General features: G+C 64.1%; 28 protein-coding genes. 20 read left to right on the top strand and 8 right to left on the bottom strand.

From position 1 onward, the window contains the following. The first annotated feature begins 23 nt into the window (after positions 1 to 23). Complete coding sequence (locus EJ073_RS05795) at positions 24 to 878, top strand: phosphatase PAP2 family protein (RefSeq protein WP_126054873.1); 855 nt, start codon at positions 24 to 26, stop codon at positions 876 to 878. Between the two features lie 6 nt (positions 879 to 884). On the opposite strand, the gene EJ073_RS05790 is transcribed toward EJ073_RS05795, so the two are convergent. Continuing rightward, on the bottom strand, positions 885 to 1,559 hold the full coding sequence (locus tag EJ073_RS05790) for an alpha/beta hydrolase (RefSeq protein ID WP_126054872.1): 675 nt from the start codon (positions 1,557 to 1,559) through the stop codon (positions 885 to 887). A gap of 249 nt (positions 1,560 to 1,808) precedes the next feature. On the opposite strand from EJ073_RS05790, the gene EJ073_RS05785 reads away from it, so the two are divergent. The 10 genes from EJ073_RS05785 to EJ073_RS05740 all read left to right on the top strand — a co-directional run bounded on the left by EJ073_RS05785 (position 1,809) and on the right by EJ073_RS05740 (position 10,202). Then, complete coding sequence (locus tag EJ073_RS05785; RefSeq protein ID WP_126054871.1) at positions 1,809 to 2,969, top strand: cysteine desulfurase family protein; 1,161 nt, start codon at positions 1,809 to 1,811, stop codon at positions 2,967 to 2,969. Between the two features lie 183 nt (positions 2,970 to 3,152). Then, complete coding sequence (sufB, locus tag EJ073_RS05780) at positions 3,153 to 4,670, top strand: Fe-S cluster assembly protein SufB (protein ID WP_126054870.1); 1,518 nt, start codon at positions 3,153 to 3,155, stop codon at positions 4,668 to 4,670. Then, complete coding sequence (locus tag EJ073_RS05775) at positions 4,667 to 4,864, top strand: hypothetical protein (protein ID WP_126054869.1); 198 nt, start codon at positions 4,667 to 4,669, stop codon at positions 4,862 to 4,864. Before sufB ends, EJ073_RS05775 begins: the two co-directional genes overlap by 4 nt. A gap of 37 nt (positions 4,865 to 4,901) precedes the next feature. Continuing rightward, complete coding sequence (gene sufC / locus EJ073_RS05770; RefSeq protein ID WP_126054868.1) at positions 4,902 to 5,657, top strand: Fe-S cluster assembly ATPase SufC; 756 nt, start codon at positions 4,902 to 4,904, stop codon at positions 5,655 to 5,657. A gap of 25 nt (positions 5,658 to 5,682) precedes the next feature. Next, positions 5,683 to 6,957 carry a Fe-S cluster assembly protein SufD gene (gene sufD / locus EJ073_RS05765; RefSeq protein ID WP_126054867.1) on the top strand — a complete coding sequence of 425 codons (1,275 nt, stop codon included), beginning with the start codon at positions 5,683 to 5,685 and terminating at the stop codon, positions 6,955 to 6,957. Between the two features lie 96 nt (positions 6,958 to 7,053). Beyond that, a complete protein-coding gene (locus EJ073_RS05760; RefSeq protein ID WP_126054866.1) occupies positions 7,054 to 8,295 on the top strand; it encodes a cysteine desulfurase in 1,242 nt (413 codons plus the stop codon). A gap of 5 nt (positions 8,296 to 8,300) precedes the next feature. Then, positions 8,301 to 8,693: an SUF system Fe-S cluster assembly protein gene (locus EJ073_RS05755; RefSeq protein WP_126054865.1), complete on the top strand. Its 393-nt coding sequence runs from the start codon at positions 8,301 to 8,303 to the stop codon at positions 8,691 to 8,693. An 8-nt stretch (positions 8,694 to 8,701) separates the two neighbouring features. Beyond that, complete coding sequence (locus EJ073_RS05750) at positions 8,702 to 9,190, top strand: DUF4375 domain-containing protein (RefSeq protein ID WP_126054864.1); 489 nt, start codon at positions 8,702 to 8,704, stop codon at positions 9,188 to 9,190. 96 nt (positions 9,191 to 9,286) lie between these two features. Then, positions 9,287 to 9,673: a Fe-S cluster assembly scaffold SufA gene (gene sufA, locus EJ073_RS05745; protein ID WP_126054863.1), complete on the top strand. Its 387-nt coding sequence runs from the start codon at positions 9,287 to 9,289 to the stop codon at positions 9,671 to 9,673. 10 nt (positions 9,674 to 9,683) lie between these two features. Further along, on the top strand, positions 9,684 to 10,202 hold the full coding sequence (locus EJ073_RS05740) for a DUF2199 domain-containing protein (RefSeq protein WP_126054862.1): 519 nt from the start codon (positions 9,684 to 9,686) through the stop codon (positions 10,200 to 10,202). A gap of 7 nt (positions 10,203 to 10,209) precedes the next feature. Here the strand turns inward: EJ073_RS05740 and EJ073_RS05735 are convergent, their stop codons facing one another. Continuing rightward, entirely contained in the window at positions 10,210 to 10,707 is a 498-nt protein-coding gene (locus EJ073_RS05735) for a GFA family protein (RefSeq protein WP_126054861.1), read from the bottom strand. Positions 10,708 to 10,796: 89 nt separating this feature from the next. On the opposite strand from EJ073_RS05735, the gene EJ073_RS05730 reads away from it, so the two are divergent. Then, the gene (locus EJ073_RS05730; protein ID WP_126054860.1) at positions 10,797 to 11,120 is read left to right on the top strand and encodes a TfoX/Sxy family protein; all 324 of its coding nucleotides are present in this window, start codon (positions 10,797 to 10,799) and stop codon (positions 11,118 to 11,120) included. Between the two features lie 3 nt (positions 11,121 to 11,123). Here EJ073_RS05730 and EJ073_RS05725 read toward each other — a convergent pair whose 3' ends face one another. The 3 genes from EJ073_RS05725 to EJ073_RS05715 form a co-directional block, all read right to left on the bottom strand. Further along, a complete protein-coding gene (locus EJ073_RS05725) occupies positions 11,124 to 12,041 on the bottom strand; it encodes a pseudouridine-5'-phosphate glycosidase (protein WP_126054859.1) in 918 nt (305 codons plus the stop codon). Positions 12,042 to 12,081: 40 nt separating this feature from the next. After that, complete coding sequence (locus EJ073_RS05720) at positions 12,082 to 12,966, bottom strand: carbohydrate kinase family protein (protein WP_245455474.1); 885 nt, start codon at positions 12,964 to 12,966, stop codon at positions 12,082 to 12,084. Between the two features lie 99 nt (positions 12,967 to 13,065). Next, a complete protein-coding gene (locus tag EJ073_RS05715) occupies positions 13,066 to 13,266 on the bottom strand; it encodes a hypothetical protein (RefSeq protein ID WP_126054857.1) in 201 nt (66 codons plus the stop codon). Between the two features lie 41 nt (positions 13,267 to 13,307). On the opposite strand from EJ073_RS05715, the gene recA reads away from it, so the two are divergent. The 3 genes from recA to EJ073_RS05700 all read left to right on the top strand — a co-directional run bounded on the left by recA (position 13,308) and on the right by EJ073_RS05700 (position 18,158). After that, on the top strand, positions 13,308 to 14,408 hold the full coding sequence (gene recA, locus EJ073_RS05710) for a recombinase RecA (protein WP_126054856.1): 1,101 nt from the start codon (positions 13,308 to 13,310) through the stop codon (positions 14,406 to 14,408). Between the two features lie 238 nt (positions 14,409 to 14,646). Then, positions 14,647 to 17,313 (top strand): alanine--tRNA ligase, encoded by a 2,667-nt coding sequence (gene alaS, locus EJ073_RS05705; RefSeq protein ID WP_126054855.1) that lies wholly within the window; start codon positions 14,647 to 14,649, stop codon positions 17,311 to 17,313. Between the two features lie 50 nt (positions 17,314 to 17,363). Next, the gene (locus EJ073_RS05700; protein ID WP_348627237.1) at positions 17,364 to 18,158 is read left to right on the top strand and encodes a PhzF family phenazine biosynthesis protein; all 795 of its coding nucleotides are present in this window, start codon (positions 17,364 to 17,366) and stop codon (positions 18,156 to 18,158) included. A 66-nt stretch (positions 18,159 to 18,224) separates the two neighbouring features. Here EJ073_RS05700 and EJ073_RS05695 read toward each other — a convergent pair whose 3' ends face one another. The 3 genes from EJ073_RS05695 to EJ073_RS05685 form a co-directional block, all read right to left on the bottom strand. Beyond that, positions 18,225 to 19,010 carry a hypothetical protein gene (locus EJ073_RS05695; RefSeq protein ID WP_126054854.1) on the bottom strand — a complete coding sequence of 262 codons (786 nt, stop codon included), beginning with the start codon at positions 19,008 to 19,010 and terminating at the stop codon, positions 18,225 to 18,227. Next, positions 19,010 to 19,636 (bottom strand): glutathione S-transferase family protein, encoded by a 627-nt coding sequence (locus EJ073_RS05690; protein WP_126054853.1) that lies wholly within the window; start codon positions 19,634 to 19,636, stop codon positions 19,010 to 19,012. The genes EJ073_RS05695 and EJ073_RS05690 overlap by 1 nt, the downstream gene beginning before the upstream one ends. 84 nt (positions 19,637 to 19,720) lie before the next feature. Continuing rightward, a complete protein-coding gene (locus EJ073_RS05685; protein ID WP_126054852.1) occupies positions 19,721 to 20,932 on the bottom strand; it encodes an NADP-dependent isocitrate dehydrogenase in 1,212 nt (403 codons plus the stop codon). A gap of 206 nt (positions 20,933 to 21,138) precedes the next feature. Here EJ073_RS05685 and EJ073_RS05680 point away from each other — a divergent pair, with 206 nt between their 5' ends. The 5 genes from EJ073_RS05680 to ttcA all read left to right on the top strand — a co-directional run bounded on the left by EJ073_RS05680 (position 21,139) and on the right by ttcA (position 25,055). Next, positions 21,139 to 22,053 carry an RNA methyltransferase gene (locus EJ073_RS05680; RefSeq protein WP_126054851.1) on the top strand — a complete coding sequence of 305 codons (915 nt, stop codon included), beginning with the start codon at positions 21,139 to 21,141 and terminating at the stop codon, positions 22,051 to 22,053. Next, complete coding sequence (murI, locus tag EJ073_RS05675) at positions 22,046 to 22,831, top strand: glutamate racemase (protein ID WP_126054850.1); 786 nt, start codon at positions 22,046 to 22,048, stop codon at positions 22,829 to 22,831. Before EJ073_RS05680 ends, murI begins: the two co-directional genes overlap by 8 nt. Positions 22,832 to 22,891: 60 nt before the next feature. Next, positions 22,892 to 23,080: a DUF3008 family protein gene (locus tag EJ073_RS05670; RefSeq protein WP_126054849.1), complete on the top strand. Its 189-nt coding sequence runs from the start codon at positions 22,892 to 22,894 to the stop codon at positions 23,078 to 23,080. A gap of 339 nt (positions 23,081 to 23,419) precedes the next feature. Further along, positions 23,420 to 24,037, top strand: a complete 618-nt coding sequence (rpsD, locus tag EJ073_RS05665) for a 30S ribosomal protein S4 (RefSeq protein WP_126054848.1) — start codon at positions 23,420 to 23,422, stop codon at positions 24,035 to 24,037. A 160-nt stretch (positions 24,038 to 24,197) separates the two neighbouring features. Next, a complete protein-coding gene (gene ttcA / locus EJ073_RS05660) occupies positions 24,198 to 25,055 on the top strand; it encodes a tRNA 2-thiocytidine(32) synthetase TtcA (protein ID WP_189347925.1) in 858 nt (285 codons plus the stop codon). The last annotated feature ends 5 nt before the right edge of the window (positions 25,056 to 25,060 follow it).

The following is a 25,060-nucleotide window of genomic DNA, read 5'->3' as shown; positions in this document are numbered from 1 at the left end:
CCCTTATAAGCTCGCGCCCAATCATGCTCGTCATCGCATCCACCCTCTATCGCCGCTCGCTCGGCAACTTCCTCGACACGATCCGCATCGTGAGGAGGCGCTTTGCCGTACGGGCGGCGCGTTACCCCGAGATCCCTTGGCTGGTCTGGGTGTTTGCCTGGCTGTTGCTCGCGACGGCAGTCTTCTTCAGCCTCGACGGCGCCGCCGGCAGAATGCGCGGGGTGTGGACGCCCGGCTTCGTCCAGTTCACCGACTTCTTCACCGATTTGGGCCTGGGCGGCTGGTACCTCATTCCGGCAGCGCTTTGCCTCGTCGCCGCCAATCTGACGGACTGGCGAAGCCTGTCCAGGCGAGCACGGCTTTTCGTCTACAACTGGACCTGCTTCGCCTTCCTGGTGCTTTGCGCTGTCGGCTTGTCCGGCCTGGCGGTCAATCTCTTGAAATACGGCATCGGCCGGGCGCGGCCGCTCTATTTCAACGATTTCGGGGTTTTGTCGCTGCACCCCTTGGCCATGGATGCGCGCTTTGCCGGCTTTCCTTCCGGCCATGCCACCACGATGGGCGCGGTGTTCGGCGTCGCGCTGCTGCTGTTCCCGAGGCGCTGGTACATCGCCCTGGCGCTCACGGCGTGCATTGCCTCGACGCGCGTCTTCGTTGGCGCCCATTACCCTAGCGACACTGTTGCCGGCTTCGGGCTGGGGCTGGCCTTCGCGATCCTATCGGGGCTGGTCTTTGCCCGGCTGGGCTTCATCTTCGGCCGGCCGTCGTCGAAGCGGCCGGAACGCAAGAGGACATTCCGATTGGGATGGGCCAACGCAGCCCAGCGCCGGGAATTGATGGCGAAGCAGAGCGGACGGCTCAGCGCCGACCACCCATAAGACGATTTACCTCAGCCGCTTCGGCCGGGGATCGGCGAGTTCGCCCGCCAGCCTGCGGTCGAGATAGTCGGCGCATTCCTGCAGCAAAAGGTCGGCGTCATTGGCGAAGAAATGGTTGGCGCCGGGCAAGGTCTTCTGCGTGATGGTGATGCCCTTCTGGGTGTGCAGCTTGTCGACCAGCGCCTGCACATCCTTGGGCGGCGCGACCTTGTCGGCGTCACCGTGGATGATCAGACCCGACGACGGGCAGGGCGCCAGGAACGAGAAGTCGTAGGTGTTGGGCTGCGGCGCAATCGAGATGAAACCTTCGATCTCGGGCCGGCGCATCAGCAACTGCATGCCGATCCATGAGCCGAACGAATAGCCGGCGACCCAGCAGCTCTTGGAATCCGGATGCAGCGACTGCACCCAGTCGAGCGCGGCGGCGGCGTCCGACAGTTCGCCGGTGCCGTGGTCGAACTCGCCCTGACTGCGGCCGATGCCGCGGAAGTTGAAGCGAAGCGTGGTGAAATCGCGTTTTTGGAACATATAGAAGAGGTCGTAGACGATCTTGTTGTTCATCGTGCCGCCGAACTGGGGGTGCGGATGCAGCACGATGGCGATCGGCGCGCTCTTTTCCTTGGAAGGCTGGTAGCGACCTTCCAGGCGACCGGCCGGACCGGCGAAAATGACCTCAGGCATAAAAAACTCCACGTGGCGTACGAATGCGCTCAGCCCGGAACAACTCTTCCTCTGGCCCACTGTGGCCTTGACGCCGGGCAAGCGTCTTCTTAGAAGCTAGTTTAGAATTGTTCAAAACTGGGTGGCCGAACCCGCTGGCCCGACCGCCCTTGCCGCAAGCCGCGTAAATAGGACGGCTTGCCTTGCGATTTCAAGGAAATAACGCGCTATCCTCGCAGGATGGCTCTCGAAAGGACCGATCCAGGGAAAATGGCCGCAACTCGCGCCTATCTCGACTACAACGCCAGCGCGCCGCTGCTTGAAGAGGCGCGTTCGGCGGTTGTTGCAGCGCTTGGTGCCGCCAATCCGTCCTCGGTCCACGCCGAGGGCCGCGCGGCGCGGCGACTGGTCGAGGATGCAAGGCGCGATGTCGCCGCCTTGGTGAATGCCAAGGCCGCGCATGTCGTGTTCACGTCCGGAGCCACGGAAGCCGCCGCCACGCTGCTCACGCCGGACTGGCGGATGGGGCGCGGCGCGGTTCGCATGAGTCGGCTCTACGTGTCGGAGGCCGACCATCCTTGCGTCCTCAATGGCGGACGCTTCCCTGCCGAACAGGTGACCCGGATCGGCGTCGATCGAAACGGCATTGCCGATCTCAATGCGCTGGCTGCCGCTCTCGCCGCGCACGACAAGAGCGATGGCCTGCCGCTGGTGGCCATCCACGCCGCCAACAACGAGACCGGCGTCATCCAGCCCGTCGATCGCATCGCTGAAACCGCCAAGGCGGCGGGTGGCGTGCTCGTGATCGACGCCGTACAGGCGGCGGGCCGCATTCCGATCGATATGTCGGCCGGCTATGCCGACTATCTGATCCTGTCCTCGCACAAGATCGGCGGCCCCAAGGGCGTCGGCGCCATCGTCGCGGCGGCCGATCTGATGATTCCGAAGCCGCTGATCAATGGCGGCGGCCAGGAAAAGGGCCATCGCGCCGGCACCGAGAACCTTCCCGGTATCGCCGGTTTCAGCGCCGCCGCGCGCGCTTCGCTGGCCGGCCTTCAAGGCATCGACGCGGTGGCTCGACGCCGCGACGAGGTCGAGGTCCTGGTAAAATCCCTGGCGCCGGACGCGGAAATCTTCGGAAATGGCGCGCAAAGGCTTGCCAACACGACATTCTTCGCTATTCCCGGCGTGAAGGCCGAGACGGCGCAGATTGCCTTCGATCTCGCCGGCGTGGCGCTGTCGGCGGGGTCGGCCTGTTCGTCGGGCAAGGTCGGGCCGAGCCATGTGCTCAAGGCGATGGGATTTGGCGACAGCCTGGGTGCCTTGCGCGTGTCGATCGGCCATGCGACCGGCGCCGAGGATATCGAGCTGTTCCGGGCAGCACTCGCGGGCATCGCCGCGCGTCGTGCCGGTGCGGAGAAGGCCGCCTGAGCGGCGACAGGAATTCGGGCCTCCCGGGCCTGGTAGAGCCGTGCGTTGAAATGGCCGGGTGAATTCCCGGTCGGAACGCACTATATGGAACTTACGCCGCCCCGGCCGCCCATGCGTGGCCACTGGTGGTGCCATAGTTTGAAAACTGTCGGGCCTTGACCCCGGCGTGGATGGAGAACGCTTATGCCTGCTGTGCAGGAGACGATCGATCGGGTTCGAAAGATCGACGTCGACCAGTATAAATACGGATTCCAGACAGAGATCGCGATGGACAAGGCCCCCAAGGGCCTGAGCGAAGACATCATTCGCTTCATCTCTGCGAAGAAGGGCGAGCCGGACTGGATGCTGGAATGGCGTCTGGAAGCCTATTGTCGCTGGCTGACTCTGGAAGAGCCGACCTGGGCGCGCGTCGACTATCCGAAGATCGACTTCCAGGACATCTACTACTATGCGGCGCCGAAGAGCACGCCGGGCCCGACCTCGCTCAGCGAAGTCGACCCTGAGATCCTGAAGGTCTACGAGAAGCTCGGCATTCCGCTGAAGGAGCAGGAAATCCTCGCCGGCGTGCAGAAGACGGACGCCTCGGAGCTCGAGGAAGCCAACGACAATGTCTTCAAGTCGGGCCGTGTCGCGGTCGATGCGGTGTTCGATTCCGTCTCTGTCGTCACCACCTTCAAGAAGGAACTGGCCGAGGCCGGCGTCATCTTCTGCTCGATCTCGGAAGCCATCCGCGAGCATCCGGAGCTGGTGAAGAAATATCTCGGCTCGGTCGTGCCGACCTCCGACAATTTCTACGCCACGCTGAACTCGGCGGTGTTCACCGACGGTTCCTTCGTCTTCGTGCCGAAGGGCGTGCGCTGCCCGATGGAACTGTCGACCTACTTCCGCATCAACGAGAAGAACACCGGCCAGTTCGAGCGCACGCTGATCATCGCCGAGGAGGGGGCCTACGTCTCCTATCTCGAAGGCTGCACGGCGCCGCAGCGCGACGAGAACCAGCTGCATGCCGCAGTGGTCGAGCTGGTCGCGCTCGACGATGCCGAGATCAAATATTCGACGGTGCAGAACTGGTACCCCGGCGACGCCGAGGGCAAGGGCGGCATCTACAATTTCGTCACCAAGCGCGGTGACTGCCGCGGCGACCGTTCGAAGATCTCGTGGACGCAGGTCGAGACCGGCTCCGCCATCACCTGGAAATACCCGAGCTGCATCCTGCGCGGCGACGATTCCAGCGGCGAGTTCTATTCGATCGCGGTGTCGAACGGCTACCAGCAGGTCGACTCGGGCACCAAGATGATCCATCTCGGCAAGAACACGTCGAGCCGCATCATCTCCAAGGGCATCGCCGCCGGCTTTTCGCAGAACACCTATCGCGGTCAGGTCTCGGCGCATCGCAAGGCGACCAACGCCCGCAACTTCACCAACTGCGACTCGCTGCTGATCGGCGACCAGTGCGGCGCCCACACCGTGCCCTACATGGAAGCCAAGAACTCGACCGCCCAGTTCGAGCATGAAGCGACGACGTCGAAGATCTCCGAGGACCAGAAGTTCTACGTCATGCAGCGCGGCATCCCCGAGGAAGAGGCGATCGCGCTGATCGTCAACGGCTTCGTCAAGGACGTCATCCAGCAGCTGCCGATGGAATTCGCTGTCGAAGCGCAGAAGCTGATCGGCATCAGCCTTGAGGGAAGTGTGGGGTGACGAAGGCGCCCAAACGCGAATCCGCAGAAAAGCATGTCTATCTGCGGGATCGAATGGACAGCTGGGAAACGAGGCTGCAACTGGCGTTGTGTTTGGGCGCAGCGGGCGCTGCGTTGCTTGTCGCGGTTTATTCGCCGGATGGCTTTTGGCACGCACTTTTGGAAGCCTTGAAGCAGTTGTTAAATCGGGTTTAGCCGCGCAGACGGCTACGCATAGGACGAATGGAAGAAAATGCTTGAAATCAGAAACCTGCACGCCCGCATCGTCGATGACGGCACCGAGATCATCCGCGGCCTCAACCTGACGGTGAAGGCCGGCGAGGTCGCCGCCATCATGGGCCCGAACGGCTCGGGCAAGTCGACGCTGTCCTATATCCTCGCCGGCCGCGAGGACTATGAGGTGACCGAGGGCGACATCCTCTACAACGGCCATTCGATCCTCGAAATGGACCCGGCAGAGCGCGCCACCGCCGGCATCTTCTTGGCCTTCCAGTATCCGATGGAGATACCGGGCGTCGCGACCATGGAATTCCTGAAGGTGGCGATGAACGAGCAGCGCAAGGCGCGCGGCGAGGAGCCGCTGAAGATCCCGGAATTTCTGAAGCGCGTGAAGGACGCCGCCGCCTCGCTCAACATGGACATGGCGATGCTGAAGCGGCCGCTCAATGTCGGCTTCTCCGGCGGCGAGAAGAAGCGCGCCGAGATCCTGCAGATGAAGCTGCTCGAACCAAAACTCTGCGTGCTCGACGAGACCGATTCCGGCCTCGACATCGATGCGCTGAAGATCGTCTCCGACGGCGTCAACGCGCTGCGTTCGCCGGAGCGCGCCATCGTCGTCATCACCCACTACCAGCGCTTGCTGGAGCACATCGTGCCGGACAGCGTCCACGTGCTCTACAAGGGCCAGGTCATCAAGTCGGGCGACAAGTCGCTGGCGCTCGACCTCGAAGCCAATGGCTACGCCGGCGTGATCGGCGAAGCCGCGTGAGATGCCAGCAGGCGAGGCGAGAGCAATGAACATGCACGCACAGCCCCAGCGCACCCCCGCCGAAACGGCGCTGATCGACGCCTTCGGCGAACGGCTTTCGCTGCTGCCCGGCGATGGCGCGGTGATGATGAAGCGCGACGACGCGATCGAGACGATCAAGCGCGGCCTGCCGTCGCGGCGCGTCGAGTCATGGCACTATACGGACCTGCGCCGGCTGCTGAACCTCAATCCGGTGCCGGACTTCGAGCCGGCTGCCACGGCCAAGGCCATGGCGCCGGTGCTGGAAGGCTCCGCCGTGCTGCCGGTGCTGAACGGCGCCTCGACCGCGAAGCTGCCTGCCGTCGAGGGCGTGACCGTGCAGCGCCTGTCTGAAAAGCTCACCGACGGCAGCGTGGCGCCGGGGCTCGATCCCTATGGCGCCGATGACGCGATCGGCGCGCTGAACACCGCCTTTGTCGCCGACGGCTATTTCGTCGACATCGCCGACGGCACGGAACTGGAGAAGCCGATCGAACTGCAGAACCTGCAGTCCGGCGGCCAGGCGCATGTGCGGCTTCTGACGCGCGTCGGCGCCGGCGCCAAGGCGACCATCGTCGAACGCCAGTCGGGCGAGGGTGTCGGCCTTGTCAGCTCCGTCAGCCAACTCGTGCTCGGCGACGGCGCAGAGGTGACCTGGCTGATCGTGCAGGAGCAATCTGATACCACCACGCATCTTGCTCAGTTCAAGGCGCATCTCGGCAAGGATGCGAAGCTGACGCTGTTCGTGATGAACGCCGGCGGCAGGCTGGTGCGTCAGGAAGTCGTGGTGCGCACGACCGGCGAGGGCGCCGATTTCAAATTGCGCGGCATCAACCTTCTGGCCGGCGACACCCATACCGACACCACCATGGTGCTCGACCATGCCGTGCCACACACCACCTCGACCGAAGTGATCCGCAACGTGGTCACCGGCAAGGCGCGCGGCGTCTTCCAGGGCCGCATCAACGTGCATCAGCATGCGCAGAAGACCAACGCCAAGATGGCCTGCAACACGCTGCTGCTGTCGGATGACGGCGAGTTCTCAACCAAGCCGGAATTGGAGATCTTCGCCGACGACGTCGTCTGCGGCCATGGCGCGACCGTCACCGAGATCGACCACGACCATCTCTTCTACCTGATGGCGCGCGGCATCGACGAGAAGAGCGCGCGCGGCCTGCTGGTCAAGGCTTTCGTCGCCGAAGTGATCGAGGAACTGGAAGACGAGGCGCTCGTCGAGGCGCTGGAAGCGCGGCTCGACGATTGGTTTTTGACGCACGGGTAAGCGCCTGTCTTCTCCCCTCGCGGGAGAAGGTGGATCGGCGCGCGGCGCCGAGCGGGGTGCTGGACGGAGTGAGGCGGTGCCTCGGAAGAGCTTGTGATGGACAAGAAAGTCGAATCCACCCCCTACGACGTCGAGGCCATCCGCCGCGATTTCCCGATCCTGTCGCGGGAAGTCTATGGCAAGCCGCTGGTCTACCTCGACAATGGCGCCTCGGCGCAGAAGCCCAAAGCCGTGCTCGACGCCATCCAGCACGCCTACAGCCAGCAATACGCCAACGTCCATCGTGGCCTGCACTTCCTGTCGAATGCCGCGACCGACGCTTATGAGAAGGCGCGGGAGACGGTGCGCCGCTTCCTCAATGCGCCGAGCACCGACAACATCGTCTTCACCTCCAACACCACCTCGGCGATCAACACGGTCGCCTATGGCTACGGCATGCCCAACATCGGCGAGGGCGACGAGATCGTGCTGTCGATCATGGAGCACCACTCCAACATCGTGCCGTGGCATTTCATCAGGGAGAGGCAGGGCGCCAAGCTGGTCTGGGTGCCGGTCGACGATCTCGGCGCCTTCCACATCGAGGAATTCGAGAAGCGGCTGACCGCGCGCACAAGACTCGTCGCCATCACCCAGATGTCGAACGCGCTGGGCACGGTGACGCCGATCAAGGAGATCGTGCGCATCGCGCATGCCCGCGGCATCCCGGTGCTGGTCGACGGCAGCCAGAGCGCCGTGCACATGCCGATCGACGTGCAGGACCTCGACTGCGATTTCTTCGTCTTCACCGGCCACAAGGTCTACGGCCCCTCCGGCATCGGCGTGCTCTACGGCAAGAAGCACATGCTGGAGGAGATGCGGCCCTTCATGGGTGGCGGCGAGATGATCGAGGAAGTGACGGAGGACATCGTCACCTACAACGAGCCGCCGCATCGTTTCGAGGCCGGCACACCGCCGATCGTGCAGGCGATCGGCCTCGGCGCCGCGCTCGAATATATGGAAAAGGTCGGCCGCGAGCGCATCGCCGCGCACGAGGCGGATCTCAAGGACTATGCCCATGAGCGGCTGCGCGCCATCAATTCGCTGCGCATCTTCGGTGACGCGCCGGGCAAGGGCGCCATCATCTCGTTCGAATTGCAGGGCATACATGCCCATGACGTGTCGATGGTGATCGACCGGCAGGGCGTGGCAGTGCGCGCCGGCACCCATTGCGCCCAGCCGCTGTTGAAACGCTTCGGCGTGACCTCCACATGCAGGGCATCGTTCGGCATGTATAATACCAGGGCCGAAGTCGACGCTTTGGCCGATGCGCTGGAAAAGGCGCGAAAGTTCTTCGGGTGACGACCATGGAAGATGCGAGCACCACCGCAGAGACAGCTCCGGAAACGGCCGCGAACGGCGTGGTTTCGGCTTCTGCCATTCCTGCCGACGAGCTGGCGCGACTGACCGACGACATCGTCTCGGCGCTGAAGACGGTCTACGACCCGGAAATCCCCGCCGACATCTACGAACTCGGCCTCGTCTACAAGATCGATATCGAGGACGACCGCTCGGTCAAGATCGACATGACCCTGACCGCGCCCGGCTGCCCGGTGGCCGGCGAGATGCCGGGCTGGGTCGAGAATGCCGTCGGCGCGGTCGAGGGTGTTTCCGGAGTCGAGGTCAGCATGGTGTTCGATCCGCCGTGGACGCCCGACCGCATGTCGGAAGAGGCGCAGGTCGCGGTCGGCTGGTATTGAGGGCTCAAATGGAAGATTGGGAGATCGATCTTCCCGAATTCGTGCCGCCCTCGACGATGAAGCTGATGCAGCAATGGGGCGGCGACGACTTTCTCAACAGCATGGGCAAACCGGCCGCATTTGACGCGCTTCTGAACGGAATGCCGGCAGGCGTCGCCGACGTGCTTTGCGCGGATATTCTGCTCGGTGATGTCCTGAATGGCACCTTTCATCAGTACTTCCACAATTCGTGTGGAATAACGATCGAGCGAGCCATTGGCGCGATGCGGCGGCTCGGCCTGTCGGAACATGCGGCTGCAGCGGAAAGTGCGTTGGCGGTGTTCGGCCCGAACTTTCCTCGGGACCGCTTGCAAAGAATGGATAGGATGGATGAGTTGCCGGAAACTGCATTCGATCTGGCCTCCAACCAGTTCTATGCCGCTGAAGAGCGTCATCCGACGGCGATGTATAAGGTTTTGGAACGGGAGGCCAGTCAGTTGCTTGCAACGGTTCAGTAACAGAGCCGGGGTTGCACCCGCCAACAAACTTCACCATTTTAGGTGATGAATCATTCGGCGGGCCTTGAACCTGCATGGAATGGAAGAGGAAAGAGAATGGGACGCTTCGCCGTCATCACGATGACCGAAAAGGCCGCCGACCGGGTGCGCGAGATCGTCGCCACGCGCGAGAATGCGCACGGCATCCGCCTCGGCATCAAGAAGGGCGGCTGCGCCGGCATGGAATACACGGTTGATCTCGTGACCGAGCCGAACCCTAAGGACGACCACATCGAGCGCGACGGCGCGCATGTCTATGTCGCGCCGGAAGCAGCGCTCTTCCTGTTCGGCACCGAGATGGATTTCGAGCAGACGACGCTGCGCACCGGCTTCACCTTCAAGAACCCGAACCAGAGCTCGGCCTGCGGCTGTGGCGAATCGGTCGAGCTGAAGCCTGCCGACCTCAAGGCGCTGGCCGAGGCGCGCGCTTCAAGCGCGGCTTAGCTTTTTCATCATGCGTGCCGAGGCATATCGCTGGCGGTGTGCCTGTTGCAGCAAGGAGTTTGTCGGGCTTCCGACAGACCTGGCGTTCGACGCGCCGGTGGATCCAGACGCACTCGATGAGGTCGCTCGATCGACCTTCCGCAAGAATGACGATTTCTGCCTGGTGAGTTACGCCACGGGCCAAACGGATCGATTTATTCGTTGCCTGCTGCCGTTGCCCGTTCCTGCGCTGACCGACGAGTTCTGCTTCGGCGTATGGATATCGGTCTCGGAAAGGAGCTGGAATGTCTATCGCGATGGATATGACAGTGGCCAATATGAGGACGAACTTTGCTTCGGGTATCTGATGCACGATATTCCCGAATACCCAAGCTCGATGCACCTACATGCCAATGTTGTATTCCAGCCTGGCAACATGCGCCCCAAGGTGTTTCTGCATGATGCAGATCATCCCTTGGTCGTCGCGCAGCGCGATGGGGTGGATGTGGAGCAGATCGAGCGCTGGGTTGCGCTAACGCATCGCCCTTAGGTTCAGCTCAGTCTACCCACATGCCGGTGCGCTTGTGCCAGTCGGCGATCGATTCTTCCGGGTAGACGTCGAACAGCTTGTCGTTCTTGCCGACCACCGGCTCGACCCAGCTCGCCTTGTATTTCAGCATCAAATGCACCTTTTCCGGCGGTACCGGCAACTCGCTGTCGATCGCCGAGGCGAAGGGATGGACAAGGTCCGGCCAGGTCGGGTCGTAGAGCCAGAGGGCCGAACCGCATTTGCGGCAGAAGTTGCGCTCGCCGGTCGACACCTCGCAATGCGGATGCTCGTCATCCTCTATCTCGGCCCGGTAGACGCCGAGGCTGCGCTTGCCCGTGATCTTGAGCGTCTCGTAGTCGGCGCCGAGATTGATGGCGAAACCGCCGCCGCCCTGCTGCTTGCGGCAGATCGAGCAGTAGCAGAGCATGAACGGCACCGGCGTGTGGCTTTCCACTTCGAAGCGGACAGCATTGCACCGGCAGGAGCCTTTGAGCAGGACAGGCATGGTGGGAGCTCCGTTTTCGTATCTCAATCTGTCAGCATGCCTTTGGTTGCGGCGATGACAAGGCCCACGCCGGATGAGATGATCGCGGCATGGACAATGCGCGCCTTGAAGAACTGTTCGAAAGCCTGGGGCCGATCAGCATCCGAAAGATGTTCGGCGGCAAGGGCATCTATTGCGACGGCGTCATCGTCGCCATCGTGCTGCGCGGCGAGCTGAAGCTGAAGGCCGACGAGCAAAGCGCCCCCGATTTCGAGGCCGCCGGCTGCCAGCAGTGGACCTACACCGGCTCCAGGCATGGCAAGCTGGTCGCCATGCCCTATTGGAGTATTCCCGACAGCGCGTTCGACGACCCCGACGAGATGGCGGTCTGGGCGCGCCGCGCCTATGAGGCGGGGCTGCGGGCGGGCAAGTAGACGCTACAGCGCCTTGGCGATCCTCGCCGCCAGCCGCGCATTGTTCTCGACCAGCGCGATGTTGGTCTTGAGGCTGCGGCCGCCGGTCAGCTCGAGGATTTTCGACAGCAGGAACGGCGTCACTGCCTTGCCGCTGACGTTGAGCGCCTCCGCCGCCTTCTGCGCAGCCTGGATGTAGCCGTCCATCTCCTTGGCCGGGATCTCCTCGTTCTCCGGCACCGGGTTGGCGATCAGTATGCCGCCGCCGAGGCCCAGCGCCTGACGCGTCCGGTAGAAATGCGCAATGTCCTCCGGCGCATGCAAGGTGAGCGGGGCGCGGAACGGCGAATGCCTGGACCAGAACGCAGGCATCGTCTCGCAGCCATGGCCGACGACCGGCACGCCGCGCGTCTCCAGCACTTCCAGCGTCTTTTCGATGTCGAGGATTGCCTTGGCGCCGGCCGACACCACGATGACTGGCGTGCGCGCCAGCTCGTCGAGGTCGGCCGAGATGTCGAAGCTCTTTTCAGCGCCCTTGTGCACGCCGCCGATGCCGCCAGTGGCGAACACCTTTATCCCGGCCATATGCGCGGCGATCATCGTCGCGGCGACGGTGGTGCCGCCGGTGCGCGCTTGCGCGACGGCAAAGCCGAGATCGGCGCGCGACAGTTTCATGGCGTCGCCGGTCATCGCCAGCGATTCGCGCTCGCCGTCGGAGAGGCCGATCTTGATGCGGCCGGCGACCACCGCGATCGTTGCCGGTACCGCGCCATTGTCCAGGATGATCTTCTCGACATTGGCGGCCATGGCGCCGTTGTCCGGATAGGGCATGCCGTGGGTGATGATGGTGCTTTCCAGCGCCACCACCGGCCGTCCGGCGGCGAGCGCCTCCGCCACCGGCGGATGGATATCGATGAAGGGGCGGGCGGTTTCGGGCGTCATGATGGTCTCCAATACGGAGCGCGCGGCGCTCCGGCCGCCCTCATGCCACTTCCAGCGCCCCCGGCACAAGGGCCAGCATTTGCGCGAAGTTGGCGGCGCTGAAGGCGGGTACCGCCTCGGTGCTTTCGATGGCCAGGATGGAGGCGGCAATGCCTTCGCGCAGTGCCGCGCGCAGCGGCAGGCCATTGAGCAGAGCGGCGACCGTCGCGCCGGTCAGCGCATCGCCGGCGCCGGTGACGTCGGCGATCCTACGCGGGGCAGGCGGGGCGATGGAGAACAGGCCCTCGCCGTCGAAGCCGAGCACCGGCTCGCCGCCGGCCGTCACCACACCGCTCGTGAGCCCGGCGCGCCGCAGCCCGCCGACCAGATCGCGGCCATTCGCATCGTCGCCCAGGCCGGCAAGGGCGCCGGCCTCGCGCCGGTTCATGAACAGCACGGCCAGGCTGCCCAGCACCGGCATCAGCCGCACCACCTTGGCCGGCGAGATGGCGATGGCGAAGACCGGCTTGCCGGCGGCTTGCGCCACCAGCCGTTCCAGCGCCGCGGACGGCAGGTTCGCGTCGCATAGGAGGGCATCGGCGGAAGCGATCGCCTCGCGCACCTTGGCGCGGCGGATCTGCTTGGGGAAGGCGAGGTCGTAGAGCGCCATGTCGGCAAAGCCGACGATCAGCTCGCCGTCGCGGTCGATCAGCGCCGTGTAGCTCGGCGTCGTGCGGTCGAGGAACACCGCCGACAGGTCGACGATGCCGGCGCTCGCGATCGCCGTCGACACAGTCTCGGCCGCGGTGTCGCCGCCGCGCATCGACAGCAGCGAGGCCGAGACGCCGCGCCTGACCACACTGCGCAACGCGTTGAAAACGCCGCCGCCGACATCCTCGCGCATGGTGCCGGGATTCGAGGCAGCCGGCACGTAAGGGCCCGACACCTGGCCCCGCCGGTCGATATGGGCGCCGCCCACGGCAAGGATGTTGGGGACTTCACCATCGTGGCGTCGATACCTTTGTTGATTGTCCGGCCGCGCACACTAGGTTTCTCCGCGCCGCCCCGCAATCAGCGCCGCGATTCGGGCCGGCCGGACAATGGAACCCTGCATGACCGATTGGACGACGCCGCCGCCGTGCGTTGTGGGACATAAATAGAACAGATCAAGATATTGATTGTTTTTCAGCAACTTGATGCCTCTTGCCAAACGAGAACAAAAAAGGTACAAAATGGCAGGGATCACGGATTGTCCGGCCTTCATTGACGACCAAGGGGTGATGTATCATGGCTCAGAATACTTTGCGGCTTGTAGAGGATAAGGCAGTGGACAAATCAAAGGCTCTGGACGCGGCGCTGTCGCAAATCGAGCGCGCCTTCGGCAAGGGCTCGATCATGCGCCTCGGCGCCAATGAGCAGGTGGTCGAGATCGAAACCGTGCCGACCGGCTCGCTCGGCCTCGACATCGCGCTCGGCGTCGGCGGCCTGCCGCGCGGCCGCATCATCGAGATCTACGGGCCGGAAAGCTCGGGCAAGACGACGCTGGCGCTGCACACGGTGGCGGAAGCCCAGAAGAAGGGCGGCATCTGCGCCTTCGTCGATGCCGAGCACGCGCTCGATCCGGTCTATGCCCGCAAGCTCGGTGTCGACCTCGAAAACCTGCTGATCTCGCAGCCCGACACCGGCGAGCAGGCGCTGGAGATCTGCGACACGCTGGTGCGCTCCGGCGCCATCGATGTTCTGGTGGTCGATTCGGTCGCCGCGCTGACGCCGCGCGCCGAAATCGAAGGTGAGATGGGCGATGCGCTGCCCGGCCTCCAGGCCCGCCTGATGAGCCAGGCGTTGCGCAAGCTGACCGCCTCGATCTCGCGCTCCAACACCATGGTCATCTTCATCAACCAGATCCGCATGAAGATCGGCGTCATGTTCGGCTCGCCCGAGACGACGACCGGCGGCAACGCGCTGAAGTTCTACGCCTCGGTCCGCCTCGACATCCGCCGCATCGGCTCGGTCAAGGACCGCGACGAGGTCGTCGGCAACCAGACCCGCGTCAAGGTCGTCAAGAACAAGCTGGCGCCGCCCTTCAAGGTGGTCGAGTTCGACATCATGTACGGCGAGGGCGTGTCGAAGACCGGCGAGCTGGTCGACCTCGGCGTCAAGGCCGGCGTGGTCGAGAAATCCGGCGCCTGGTTCTCCTACAATTCGCAGCGTCTCGGCCAGGGCCGCGAGAACGCAAAACTGTTCCTGCGCGACAATCCCGACACAGCGCGCGAGATCGAAATGGCGCTCAGGCAGAATGCCGGGCTGATCGCTGAGAAATTCCTCGAGAATGGCGGCTCCGAGGGCGGCGGTGACGACGGTTTCGAGGACGAAGCCGGCGCCATGTAGGTGCCACAATCTCGGTTTATTAATATCTGCTTATGTAATTGAGTTCTTTAGTACTGCGTCCCGAACCGCCGGCCTTGTGCCGGCGGTTTGCGTTTCGGGCGATGCCCGGCTAAAGCCGGCAACAACCGGACTTTCCTCCAGTTCCGTGTTTCTGGACAGGCTGCGGCGTGATCGCTAAAAGGCCATGTCCATTTTGCCGCCGGCACCCCCGGCGGTTCTCTCGAAAAGGCAAGCATCCATGAGTGGCGTGAACGAGATCCGGTCGACATTCCTCGACTATTTCCGCAAGGAGGGTCATGAGGTCGTCGCGTCGAGCCCGCTGGTGCCGCGCAACGATCCGACGCTGATGTTCACCAATGCCGGCATGGTGCAGTTCAAGAACGTCTTCACCGGCCTGGAGAAGCGGCCCTATTCGCGCGCAACGACCGCCCAGAAGAGCGTGCGCGCCGGCGGCAAGCACAACGACCTCGACAATGTCGGTTACACCGCGCGTCACCTGACCTTCTTCGAGATGCTCGGCAATTTCTCCTTCGGCGACTATTTCAAGGAGCGCGCCATCGAGCTTGCCTGGAACCTGATCACCAGGGAGTTCGGGCTAAAGAAAGACAAGCTGCTGGTCACGGTCTACCACACCGACGATGAGGCCGCCGGCTACTGGAAGAAGATCGCCGGCTTCACCGACGACCGCATCATCCGCATCCCGACCTCCGACAATTTCTGGGCGATGGGCGACACCGGACCCTGCGGGCCGTGCTCGGAAATCTTCATCGACCGCGGTGAACACATCTGGGGCGGCCCTCCCGGCAGCCCGGAAGAGGACGGCGACCGGTTCCTGGAATTCTGGAACCTGGTGTTCATGCAGTATGAACAGGTGACCAAGGAAGAGCGCATCGACCTGCCGCGCCCGTCGATCGACACCGGTATGGGCCTCGAGCGCATGGCGTCCATCCTGCAAGGGGTGGAAAGCGTCTTCGAGACCGACCTGTTCCGCCATCTGATCGATGCCGCCTCATCGGCGCTCGGGCGCGGTCCGGATGCGGACACCGTCGCATCGTTCCGCGTCATCGCCGACCATCTGCGGTCGTCCTGCTTCCTGGTGGCCGACGGCGTGCTGCCGTCGAATGAGGGCCGCGGCTATGTGCTGCGCCGTATCATGCGCCGCGCCATGCGCCATGCGCAGCTGCTCGGCGCCAGCGAGCCGCTGATGTGGAAATTGGTGCCGGCGCTGGTGCGCGAGATGGCTCAGGCCTATCCGGAGCTGGGGCGCGGCGAGGCGCTGATCACCGAAACGCTGAAGCTGGAAGAGACCCGCTTCCGCAAGACACTGGCGCGCGGCCTCGGCCTGCTCTCGGAGGCAACCGAAAAGCTCGGCGCCGGCGACATGCTGGATGGCGAGACGGCCTTCAAGCTCTACGACACTTACGGCTTCCCGCTCGACCTGACGCAGGATGCGCTGCGCCAGCGCAGCATCTCGGTCGATCTGGCCGGCTTTACCGATGCGATGGAGCGGCAACGGGCCGAGGCGCGCAAGAGCTGGGCGGGTTCCGGCGACGCGGCCACCGAGACGGTGTGGTTTTCGGTGCGCGAGCAGACCGGCGCCACCGATTTCCTCGGCTATGAGACCGAGCAGGCGGAGGGCCTGGTCCTGGCGCTGGTCAAGGACGGCAAGGCCGTCGACAGCGCCGCGCAGGGTGACACGGTTGCCGTGATCGTCAACCAGACGCCGTTCTACGGCGAATCCGGCGGCCAGATGGGCGACACCGGCATTGTTTCCGGCGAAGGCTTCTCGATAGCGATCACCGACACGCAGAAGAAGGCCGACGGGCTGTTCGTGCATCTCGGCCGGGTGGCAAGCGGCACGGTCAAGACCGGCGCTGCCGTCGAGCTCAAGGTCGAACATGCGCGCCGCTCCAGGCTGCGCGCCAACCATTCGGCGACGCACCTCATCCACGAGGCGCTGCGCGAGGTGCTGGGCACCCATGTCGCGCAGAAGGGCTCGCTGGTCGCGCCCGAGCGCCTGCGCTTCGACATCTCGCACAACAAGCCGATCTCGGCCGATGAACTCGAGGAGGTCGAGCGCATGGCGAACGAGATCGTCGTGCAGAACAGCCCGGTGTCGACACGCCTGATGTCGGTCGATGATGCCATTGCCGAGGGCGCCATGGCGCTGTTCGGCGAAAAATACGGCGACGAGGTGCGCGTCGTGTCGATGGGCACCGGCCTGCATGGCGCCAAGGCGAACCGCCCCTATTCGGTCGAGCTCTGCGGCGGCACCCATGTCCGGGCGACCGGCGATATCGGCCTGGTGCGCATCGTGTCGGACAGCGCGGTCGCCGCCGGCGTGCGCCGCATCGAGGCGCTGACCGGCGAGGCGGCGCGCAGGCATCTCGACGAGCAGGACAGGCGGCTGAAGGCGATCGCTTCGACGCTGAAGATCTCGCCGGCCGACGTGACGGCGCGTGTCGAGACGCTGCTCGAAGAGCGCAAGAAGCTCGAAAAGGAGCTTACCGAAGCGCGCAAGAGGCTGGCGCTGGGTGACCGTTCGCCGGCCGGCGTGCCGGCCGAGAACGAAACCATCGCCGGCGTCGGCTTCCTCGGCAAGGCAGTCTCCGGTGTGGCGCCGAAGGACCTGAAGCCGCTGGCGGATGCCGGCAAGAAGACGCTCGGCTCCGGCGTCGTCGTCTTCGTCGGCGCCGGCGAGGACAACAAGGCAAGTGTCGTCGTCGGCGTCACCGACGACCTGACCACCCGCTTCAGCGCCGTCGACCTGGTGCGCGTGGCGTCCGCCGCGCTTGGCGGGCAGGGTGGTGGCGGCCGGCCCGATATGGCCCAGGCCGGCGGTCCCGACGCCTCGAAGGCCGAGGACGCGATCGCGGCGGTGAAGGCGGCGCTGGAAGCGGCGTGACCTCGCTTGAGGTCGCCGCGCAGTCACGCTAGCCATCCCGGGAGCGCGAAGTGACGACACTGACCATGTACCAGGTCGACGCTTTCGCCGACCGGGCCTTCCACGGCAATCCGGCCGCCGTCCTCATCCTGGAGGACTGGCCGCCGGAAGATGTCATGCAGGCCATCGCCAACGAGAACAACCTTGCCGAGACCGCCTTTGCGCGGCCGAACGGCAAGGGCTGGGATCTGCGCTGGTTCACCCCGGTCCATGAAGCCGACTTCTGCGGCCACGCCACGCTGGCCACCGCCCATGTGCTAGCCCAGGAACATGATATCGCCGGCGACATGGCCTTCGCCACGCGGGTGGGCGAGCTGAGGGTTTCCGGGCGCGACGGCGCCTACCAGCTCGATCTGCCCTGCTTTCCGCCGCAGCCCGTCGACGCCGAGTTGGCGTCCGCGCTTCAGGATACCGTTTCGGCGCGCCCGGTTGCGAGCTTCCGCAACTTCGAGAACCTGTTCGTCGAGCTGGCCGACGAAGCCGCCGTGCGCTCCTTTGTCCCGGACCTGTCCGGGATTGCGACGTTCCACCCTCTCGGCGTGGTCGTCACCGCGCGCGGCGAGACCCATGATTTCGTGTCCCGCTACTTCGCGCCCGGCGCGGGCATTCCCGAAGATCCGGTGACCGGCTCCATCCACGCGACGCTGATACCCTATTGGTCCGAAAAGCTCGGCAAGACGGAGCTGTCGGCTTTCCAGTGCTCGCAGCGCGGCGGTCACTTATTGTGCGAGCTGGCCGGAGACCGTGTGCGCATCACAGGCCGCGCGAAGACCTTCATGAAGGCGGAAATCTATCTGCCCGACTGAACGGGCCCTCAGACTATGGTGCGGAAGCTTGAATGCCGCCGGGCTCTCGCGAGAGATCGGGCATGATCAAAGGAAGCCTTGGCCGGCCGTGTATTTCTGCCGCAGGCGCCTGTAAAGCCACCTGAAATAGGGGAGGTTTCGCCTGCGGTGCACAAACACCGTTTGGCCGAACGGCTGCTCGCTCGCTGACGCCGATGGATCGTGCCACTCCTGCGACGGGCTGCGAAAAATGGCGGCGCCCTGCTGCCTGGCAAGGATCGTCAGCACCGATTGATCATGCCGATGCTCGACGAAGCCGGGCAGGTTGGGAATGCCGTGGATGTTCGGCATGTCGGTCAGGCGAACCTCGCTCGCCATGGCCGTCGCCAGCAGCTTGAGGAAAGCCCTCGCTTCCGGCCCGGCGCGGTAGAGCTGCATGCCGGCCCATAGCTGCGGCAGCGACCAGAACTCCTCCCGGTCAGCATCCATTTCGACAAAGCAGTCGCGCTTGGTCCAGGCGCCCTGCAGCATCCGCCCGCCCATCTTGAACAGGCATACCGGGTGCTGGCTGGAAAGCGCGATCAGAGGCGCCGGGTCGGCAATGAAAGTCAGTGCGGCGTCGCTGTAGAGGACCGGCGTGCCGTCCGGCACGCGGTTCATCATGTCCAGGGTGATGAACGGCTTCCACAGCCAGTAGCCGGCGCCGCGCGGCGCGGCCATGATCGATGGGTATTTTCGCGCCAGGTCGACCAGCACCGGGTGGTCCGGCGTATAAAGATGACTGTCGAGGCCGAAGCGGCGCGCGCTCTTCAGCAGCAGCTTGCCGGCCTGCGACAGGTTCGGCGTCGCATAGCTGACATGGACGGCGCGCATCAGCCCGCCTGTTCGGTCCTGGCGAAGCTCGCGCGATCGGCGAAGCGCGCATACCAGTCGCTGATGTCGGCAAATCGGGCAAGCAATTCACGCCCTTCTGCGACCTTGACGAAATAGCCGACGATCGGTGCCGCGTGCAGGTCGGCAAGGGTCAGTTGCGACCCCAGCAGCCACGGCCCGTCGGCCTTCAGCGCCGACAGTGTCCGCAGCACAGCTTCCGCTTGCAACAGGCCCTTGGCGATCAGGGCCTCGTCGGGCGGATTTTGCTCCAGCCGCTCGACGGCGACATCCCAGACCATGGCGCGGTAGCCATAGGCGTCGAGCAGGCCGGTGATCTGGTTCATCCTTGCCCGGCTGCGCGCGTCTTTTGGCTGCAGCGCCGGGCCGTCGAAGGCCTCGTCGGCATAGCGGGCGATCGCGCTCGCCTCGAACAGGCGAAAGCCGTCATGCTCGAAAGCCGGGATGCGGCCGAACGGATGATGTTCAAGATACCAGGCCGCAACACCTTCCGGGGCAAAGACATCGACGGGCACGAGGTCGTAGCCGATGCCTTTCTCTTCCAGCGCCAGCCGCGCGATGCGGACATAGACGCTGTAGTCGGCGCCGTACAGGATTGGCTTGCTCATCGTCAGCCCCTTGCTTCCGCTCGTGTTGCTGCCCAAAAAGCGAAGGCTCCTTTCGGAGCCTTCGGCATGTCGAAATTTGGGTTCTTACCCCATGGCCTTCTGCAGGTTCTCGTCGATCTTGTCGAGGAAACCGGTGGTCGACAGCCAGGGCTGGTCGGGGCCGATGAGCAGCGATAGGTCCTTGGTCATGAAGCCGGACTCCACCGTCTGGATGCAGACCTTTTCCAAGGTCTCGGCGAATCGTTTCAGCTCGGCATTGTCGTCGAGCTTGGCGCGGTGCGCGAGACCGCGCGTCCAGGCGAAGATCGAGGCGATCGAGTTGGTCGAGGTCTCCTCGCCCTTCTGGTGCTGGCGGTAGTGGCGGGTGACGGTGCCGTGCGCGGCCTCCGCTTCCACGGTCTTGCCGTCTGGCGTCATCAGCACCGAGGTCATCAGGCCGAGCGAGCCGAAGCCTTGCGCCACCGTATCGGACTGCACGTCGCCGTCGTAGTTCTTGCAGGCCCAGACATAGCCGCCCGACCATTTCAGGCTGGAGGCCACCATGTCGTCGATCAGCCGGTGCTCGTACCAGAGCTTCTTCGCCTTGAACTCGGCCTCGAATTCCTGCTCGTAGACCTCCTGGAAGATGTCCTTGAAGCGGCCGTCATAGGCCTTGAGGATGGTGTTCTTGGTCGAAAGATAGACCGGATAGTTGCGCAGCAGGCCGTAGTTCAGCGAGGCGCGGGCGAACTCGCGGATCGATTCGTCCAGATTGTACATGGCCATGGCGACGCCGGCGGCCGGCGCGTCGAACACGTCGTGCTCGATCACGGTGCCGTCCTCGCCGACGAACTTGATCGTCAGCTTGCCCTTGCCGGGATAGCGGAAGTCGGTGGCGCGGTACTGGTCGCCGAAAGCGTGGCGGCCGACGATGATCGGCTTGGTCCAGCCCGGCACCAGGCGCGGCACGTTCTTCATGATGATCGGTTCGCGGAAGATGGTGCCGCCGAGGATGTTGCGGATCGTGCCGTTCGGCGACTTCCACATCTTCTTCAGCTTGAATTCCTCGACGCGCTGCTCGTCGGGAGTGATCGTCGCGCATTTCACGCCGACGCCGTATTTCTTGATGGCGTTGGCCGAGTCGATCGTCACCTGGTCGTTGGTGGCGTCGCGGTGCTCGATGCCGAGATCGTAATAGTCGAGCTTGAGGTCGAGATAGGGGTGGATCAGCTTGTCCTTGATGAACTGCCAGATGATGCGGGTCATCTCGTCGCCGTCGAGTTCGACGACCGGGTTCGCCACCTTGATCTTCGCCATGGAAAGAATGCCTCGTTGCTGGGGATCGGAACGGCCTTGCCCGCATGGCTTTCGGCCGGGGATGCGCAGCGTATATCAAAGGCCTTTTGAGCGCGCAAACGCCGATCCGCCCGCGACTTCATGCCGTTCTTTGCCAAAGCTTCATTTTCACGGCCGAATATGGCAGGGGTCGCCGAAATGCCGCAAACAGCAGTTCATTGACGCCCATGCCAGCCAACGAAGATCCTAACGATACCCCCGCAGCAGGTCCGGCGATCATCCTGGTCGAGCCGCAGCTTGGCGAGAACATCGGCATGGTCGCGCGCGCCATGGCCAATTTCGGTCTTGCCGAGCTCAGGCTGGTCAATCCTCGCGACGGCTGGCCGAGCGAGAAGGCGCGCGCCGCGGCAAGCCGCGCCGATCATGTCATCGATGCGGTGCGGGTCTTCGACGATCTCGCCTCGGCGATCGCCGATCTCAATTTCGTCTTCGCCACGACGGCGCGCGAGCGCGACGGCTTCAAGGCCGTGCGCGGACCGGTCGAGGCGGGCAGGGCGCTGAGGACGCGGCAGCGTGCCGGGCAGCGCACCGGCATTCTGTTCGGCCGCGAACGCTTCGGCCTCTACAATGAGGAAGTCGGGCTCGCCGACGAGATCGTCACCTTTCCGGTCGATCCTGGCTTTTCGTCGCTCAACATCGCCCAGGCGGTGCTGTTGATGTCCTATGAATGGATGAAGTCGGGGCTGGATGACGAGACCCAAACCAACTTCTCCGGACCGGAACTCGTGCCGGCGACCAAGGAACAGTTGCAGAGCCTGTTCACCTATCTTGAAGGCGCGCTGGAGGCGCGCGGCTATTTCCGCCCGGAAGGGAAGAAACCGAAGATGGTCGACAATCTGCGTGCCGTGCTGACGCGCGCCGGTTTCGCCGAGCCGGAACTGAAGGTGCTAAGGGGCATCATCTCGTCGCTGGACAGATTTTCGCCGGCGATGCCGCGCGGCGACGGTTCCCCCGGCGACGATCCGAGACGGCTGCCCGCCGCTGCCGCGCGCGCCCGCAAGGCGGAAGCGGGCCAGGCGCACAGCACCAATGGCGACGACAATGACGCGCCGCTGGGCGGCAAGGGCACCGACAATGACTGACCGGCCGATCCTGATGTTCGATTCTGGTGTTGGCGGCCTCACGGTGCTGCGCGAGGCGCGCGTGCTGATGCCCGACCGGCGCTTCGTCTATGTCGCCGACGACGCGGCCTTTCCCTTCGGCGCCTGGGAGGAGCCGGCGCTGCGCACGCACATACTCGATCTCTTCGCCAGGCTGCTCGACCGGTTTTCGCCGGCGATCTCGGTTATCGCCTGCAACACCGCATCGACGCTGGTGATCGAAGCGCTGCGCGACAGGTTCCCCGGTCATCCCTTTGTCGGCACCGTGCCGGCGGTCAAGCCGGCGGCGGAGCGCACCCGCTCCGGCCTGGTCTCGGTGCTGGCGACGCCGGGCACGGTGAAGCGGCAGTACACGCGCGACCTGATCAGCAAATGGGCGCAGAAATGCCACGTCCGCCTCGTCGGCAGCAACAATCTGGCGGGGCTGGCCGAAGTCTACATGCGCGAGGGCTTTGTCGACGAGGAGGCTGTACGCAGCGAGATCGCGCCCTGCTTCCTCGAACGCGACGGGCAGCGCACCGACATCGTCGTGCTTGCCTGCACGCACTATCCGTTCCTGGTCAACCGCATGCGCAAGACCGCGCCCTGGCCGGTGGACTGGATCGATCCGGCCGAAGCCATAGCCCGCCGCGCCATGTCCTTGCTCCCGCCGGTCAACGGATCGTCGCAAGGCGAGCCCGACATTGCCGTCTTCACCTCCGGCAAGTCTGATTTCGCCATCGGCCGGCTGATGCAGGGTTTTGGTCTGACGATCCCTTGACGGCAGGAACATCGGCTGGGCGGCTGCGTTCCCTCCCATAGTCAATTGGGAGAAACGACCATGCCTGCCACATCGAAAGCTCAGCAAAAGGCCGCTGGCGCGGCGCTGTCGGCAAAACGCGGCGACACCAAGAAGAGCGAGCTCAAGGGCGCCTCGAAGGGAATGTACGAATCGATGAGCGAAAAGCAGCTCGAGGAATTCGCCGAGACCAGGCGCAAGGGCTTGCCCGAGAAGAAATCCAAGAGCTGATCTCGCTGCACTTGGGGAAGAAAAGCAAGAACCCGCCTGCGGGGCCGCGGGCTCTCGGTGATTGGTCCGCAGTGCCACGCACAAGCTTGACACCGCCTAAATCTCCGTTTAATCAGCGCGCCAACACCGGGCCGCAATGCCCGGTGGTTTTCTTTATGCGCAAGGCAGACGGAAGTTCGATTGTTTCTTCCCCGGCCTTGTTAACTGACGTGTCCCGTGGGTTTTCCGTCGCGTTGCGTGGAAAACCCTGTCAGGTCTCGAAAACGGAGGCCAGAGGAGGGCGCGTTTCCTTCACTCGGAGCATGAGGTTCCGGGTGTATTGTTTTGAAAGGGAATGCGATGAGCAAGCGCGAATCCGCGAAATACAAGATCGACCGCCGTCTCGGCGAAAACATCTGGGGCCGCCCGAAGTCCCCGGTCAACAAGCGTGAATACGGCCCCGGCCAGCACGGCCAGCGCCGCAAGGGCAAGCTTTCCGACTTCGGTCTGCAGCTGCGCGCCAAGCAGAAGCTGAAGGGCCACTATGGCGACGTTTCGGAAAAGCAGTTCCGCAAGGTCTATGAAGAGGCGGACCGCCGCAAGGGCGACACCTCGGAGAACCTGATCGGCCTGCTCGAGTCGCGTCTCGACGCGGTCGTCTACCGCGCCAAGTTCGTGCCGACCATTTTCGCCGCCCGCCAGTTCGTCAACCACGGCCACGTCAACGTCAACGGCAAGCGCGTCAACATCGGCTCGTATCGCTGCAAGCCGGGCGACGTTGTCGAAGTGCGCGAGAAGTCGAAGCAGCTCGTCATCGTGCTGGAATCGGTCGCTCTCGCCGAGCGCGACGTGCCCGACTATATCGAAGCCGACCACAACAAGATGACCGCCACCTTCGCGCGCATCCCCGGCCTGTCGGATGTTCCGTTCGCCGTGCAGATGGAACCGAACCTGGTCGTCGAATTCTATTCGCGCTGATTGCTGCTTCAGCAACCTATCGAAAGGCCGCCCAGTGGGCGGCCTTTTTTGCTTTGGCGGATCCGCCGTGCGGCCGCGCCGCAGAAATCGATTTCGATTTCCGGGCCGATGCGCTAATCCGGGCGCCGACACCTGTCCCTGGGGCCGATGCGCCATGAATATGCTGCCCGACGTCAAATCCCTCGAGCCCATCGGCGACGATGCCGATGGCGGCTTCCATCCGCTGTTTGCCGACGTGCCGTCGTCGGTCGAGTTCAACAAGCTGCGCAAGCGACTGCTGCGATTGACGCGCCAGGCGATCGAGGACTTCGCCATGGTGAAGCCCGGCGAACGCTGGCTGGTGGCGCTGTCCGGCGGCAAGGATTCCTACGGCCTGCTCGCCCTGCTCCTCGACCTAAAATGGCGCGGCCTGCTGCCGGTCGAACTGCTCGCCTGCAATCTCGACCAGGGCCAGCCGAACTTTCCCAAGCACGTCCTGCCCGACTACCTCAATGCCAACGGCATTGCGCATCGTATCGAATACCAGGACACTTATTCGGTGGTCACCGACAAGCTGCCCGAAGGCAGCACCTATTGCTCGCTCTGCTCGCGACTGCGGCGCGGCCACCTCTACCGCATCGCGCGCGAGGAGGGCTGCGCCGCTCTCGTACTGGGTCACCACCGCGAGGACATCCTCGAAACCTTCTTCATGAACCTGTTCCACGGCGGTCGCCTTGCCGCCATGCCGCCGAAACTCCTCAACGATGAGGGCGACGTCATGGTGCTGCGGCCGCTCGCCTATAACGCTGAGGCCGATCTCGAGAAATTCGCCGACGCGATGAAGTTCCCGATCATCCCCTGCGATCTCTGCGGCAGCCAGGAAGGCCTGCAGCGCAATGCCATGAAGGCGATGCTGGACGACATCGAAAGGCGCATGCCCGGCCGCAAGGACACGATGATCCGCGCCATGACGAATGTGCGGCCCTCGCATCTGCTCGACAGGAAGCTGTTCGACTTCGCCGCCCTCAACGACAGGTAAGACGA

Source organism: Mesorhizobium sp. M4B.F.Ca.ET.058.02.1.1, assembly GCF_003952505.1.
Lineage (GTDB): Bacteria > Pseudomonadota > Alphaproteobacteria > Rhizobiales > Rhizobiaceae > Mesorhizobium.
This window is presented reverse-complemented; position numbering and strand designations above follow the sequence as displayed.

Excerpts from the sequence above, each read along its gene's own strand:
- EJ073_RS05795 (WP_126054873.1), top strand. The coding sequence starts at position 24 with ATGCTCGTCATCGCATCCACCCTCTATCGCCGCTCGCTCGGCAACTTC.
- EJ073_RS05790 (WP_126054872.1), bottom strand. The coding sequence starts at position 1,559 with ATGCCTGAGGTCATTTTCGCCGGTCCGGCCGGTCGCCTGGAAGGTCGC.
- EJ073_RS05785 (WP_126054871.1), top strand. The coding sequence starts at position 1,809 with ATGGCCGCAACTCGCGCCTATCTCGACTACAACGCCAGCGCGCCGCTG.
- sufB (WP_126054870.1), top strand. The coding sequence starts at position 3,153 with ATGCCTGCTGTGCAGGAGACGATCGATCGGGTTCGAAAGATCGACGTC.
- sufC (WP_126054868.1), top strand. The coding sequence starts at position 4,902 with ATGCTTGAAATCAGAAACCTGCACGCCCGCATCGTCGATGACGGCACC.
- sufD (WP_126054867.1), top strand. The coding sequence starts at position 5,683 with ATGAACATGCACGCACAGCCCCAGCGCACCCCCGCCGAAACGGCGCTG.
- EJ073_RS05760 (WP_126054866.1), top strand. The coding sequence starts at position 7,054 with ATGGACAAGAAAGTCGAATCCACCCCCTACGACGTCGAGGCCATCCGC.
- EJ073_RS05755 (WP_126054865.1), top strand. The coding sequence starts at position 8,301 with ATGGAAGATGCGAGCACCACCGCAGAGACAGCTCCGGAAACGGCCGCG.
- EJ073_RS05750 (WP_126054864.1), top strand. The coding sequence starts at position 8,702 with ATGGAAGATTGGGAGATCGATCTTCCCGAATTCGTGCCGCCCTCGACG.
- sufA (WP_126054863.1), top strand. The coding sequence starts at position 9,287 with ATGGGACGCTTCGCCGTCATCACGATGACCGAAAAGGCCGCCGACCGG.
- EJ073_RS05740 (WP_126054862.1), top strand. The coding sequence starts at position 9,684 with ATGCGTGCCGAGGCATATCGCTGGCGGTGTGCCTGTTGCAGCAAGGAG.
- EJ073_RS05735 (WP_126054861.1), bottom strand. The coding sequence starts at position 10,707 with ATGCCTGTCCTGCTCAAAGGCTCCTGCCGGTGCAATGCTGTCCGCTTC.
- EJ073_RS05730 (WP_126054860.1), top strand. The coding sequence starts at position 10,797 with ATGGACAATGCGCGCCTTGAAGAACTGTTCGAAAGCCTGGGGCCGATC.
- EJ073_RS05725 (WP_126054859.1), bottom strand. The coding sequence starts at position 12,041 with ATGACGCCCGAAACCGCCCGCCCCTTCATCGATATCCATCCGCCGGTG.
- recA (WP_126054856.1), top strand. The coding sequence starts at position 13,308 with ATGGCTCAGAATACTTTGCGGCTTGTAGAGGATAAGGCAGTGGACAAA.
- alaS (WP_126054855.1), top strand. The coding sequence starts at position 14,647 with ATGAGTGGCGTGAACGAGATCCGGTCGACATTCCTCGACTATTTCCGC.
- EJ073_RS05695 (WP_126054854.1), bottom strand. The coding sequence starts at position 19,010 with ATGCGCGCCGTCCATGTCAGCTATGCGACGCCGAACCTGTCGCAGGCC.
- EJ073_RS05690 (WP_126054853.1), bottom strand. The coding sequence starts at position 19,636 with ATGAGCAAGCCAATCCTGTACGGCGCCGACTACAGCGTCTATGTCCGC.
- EJ073_RS05685 (WP_126054852.1), bottom strand. The coding sequence starts at position 20,932 with ATGGCGAAGATCAAGGTGGCGAACCCGGTCGTCGAACTCGACGGCGAC.
- EJ073_RS05680 (WP_126054851.1), top strand. The coding sequence starts at position 21,139 with ATGCCAGCCAACGAAGATCCTAACGATACCCCCGCAGCAGGTCCGGCG.
- murI (WP_126054850.1), top strand. The coding sequence starts at position 22,046 with ATGACTGACCGGCCGATCCTGATGTTCGATTCTGGTGTTGGCGGCCTC.
- EJ073_RS05670 (WP_126054849.1), top strand. The coding sequence starts at position 22,892 with ATGCCTGCCACATCGAAAGCTCAGCAAAAGGCCGCTGGCGCGGCGCTG.
- rpsD (WP_126054848.1), top strand. The coding sequence starts at position 23,420 with ATGAGCAAGCGCGAATCCGCGAAATACAAGATCGACCGCCGTCTCGGC.
- ttcA (WP_189347925.1), top strand. The coding sequence starts at position 24,198 with ATGCTGCCCGACGTCAAATCCCTCGAGCCCATCGGCGACGATGCCGAT.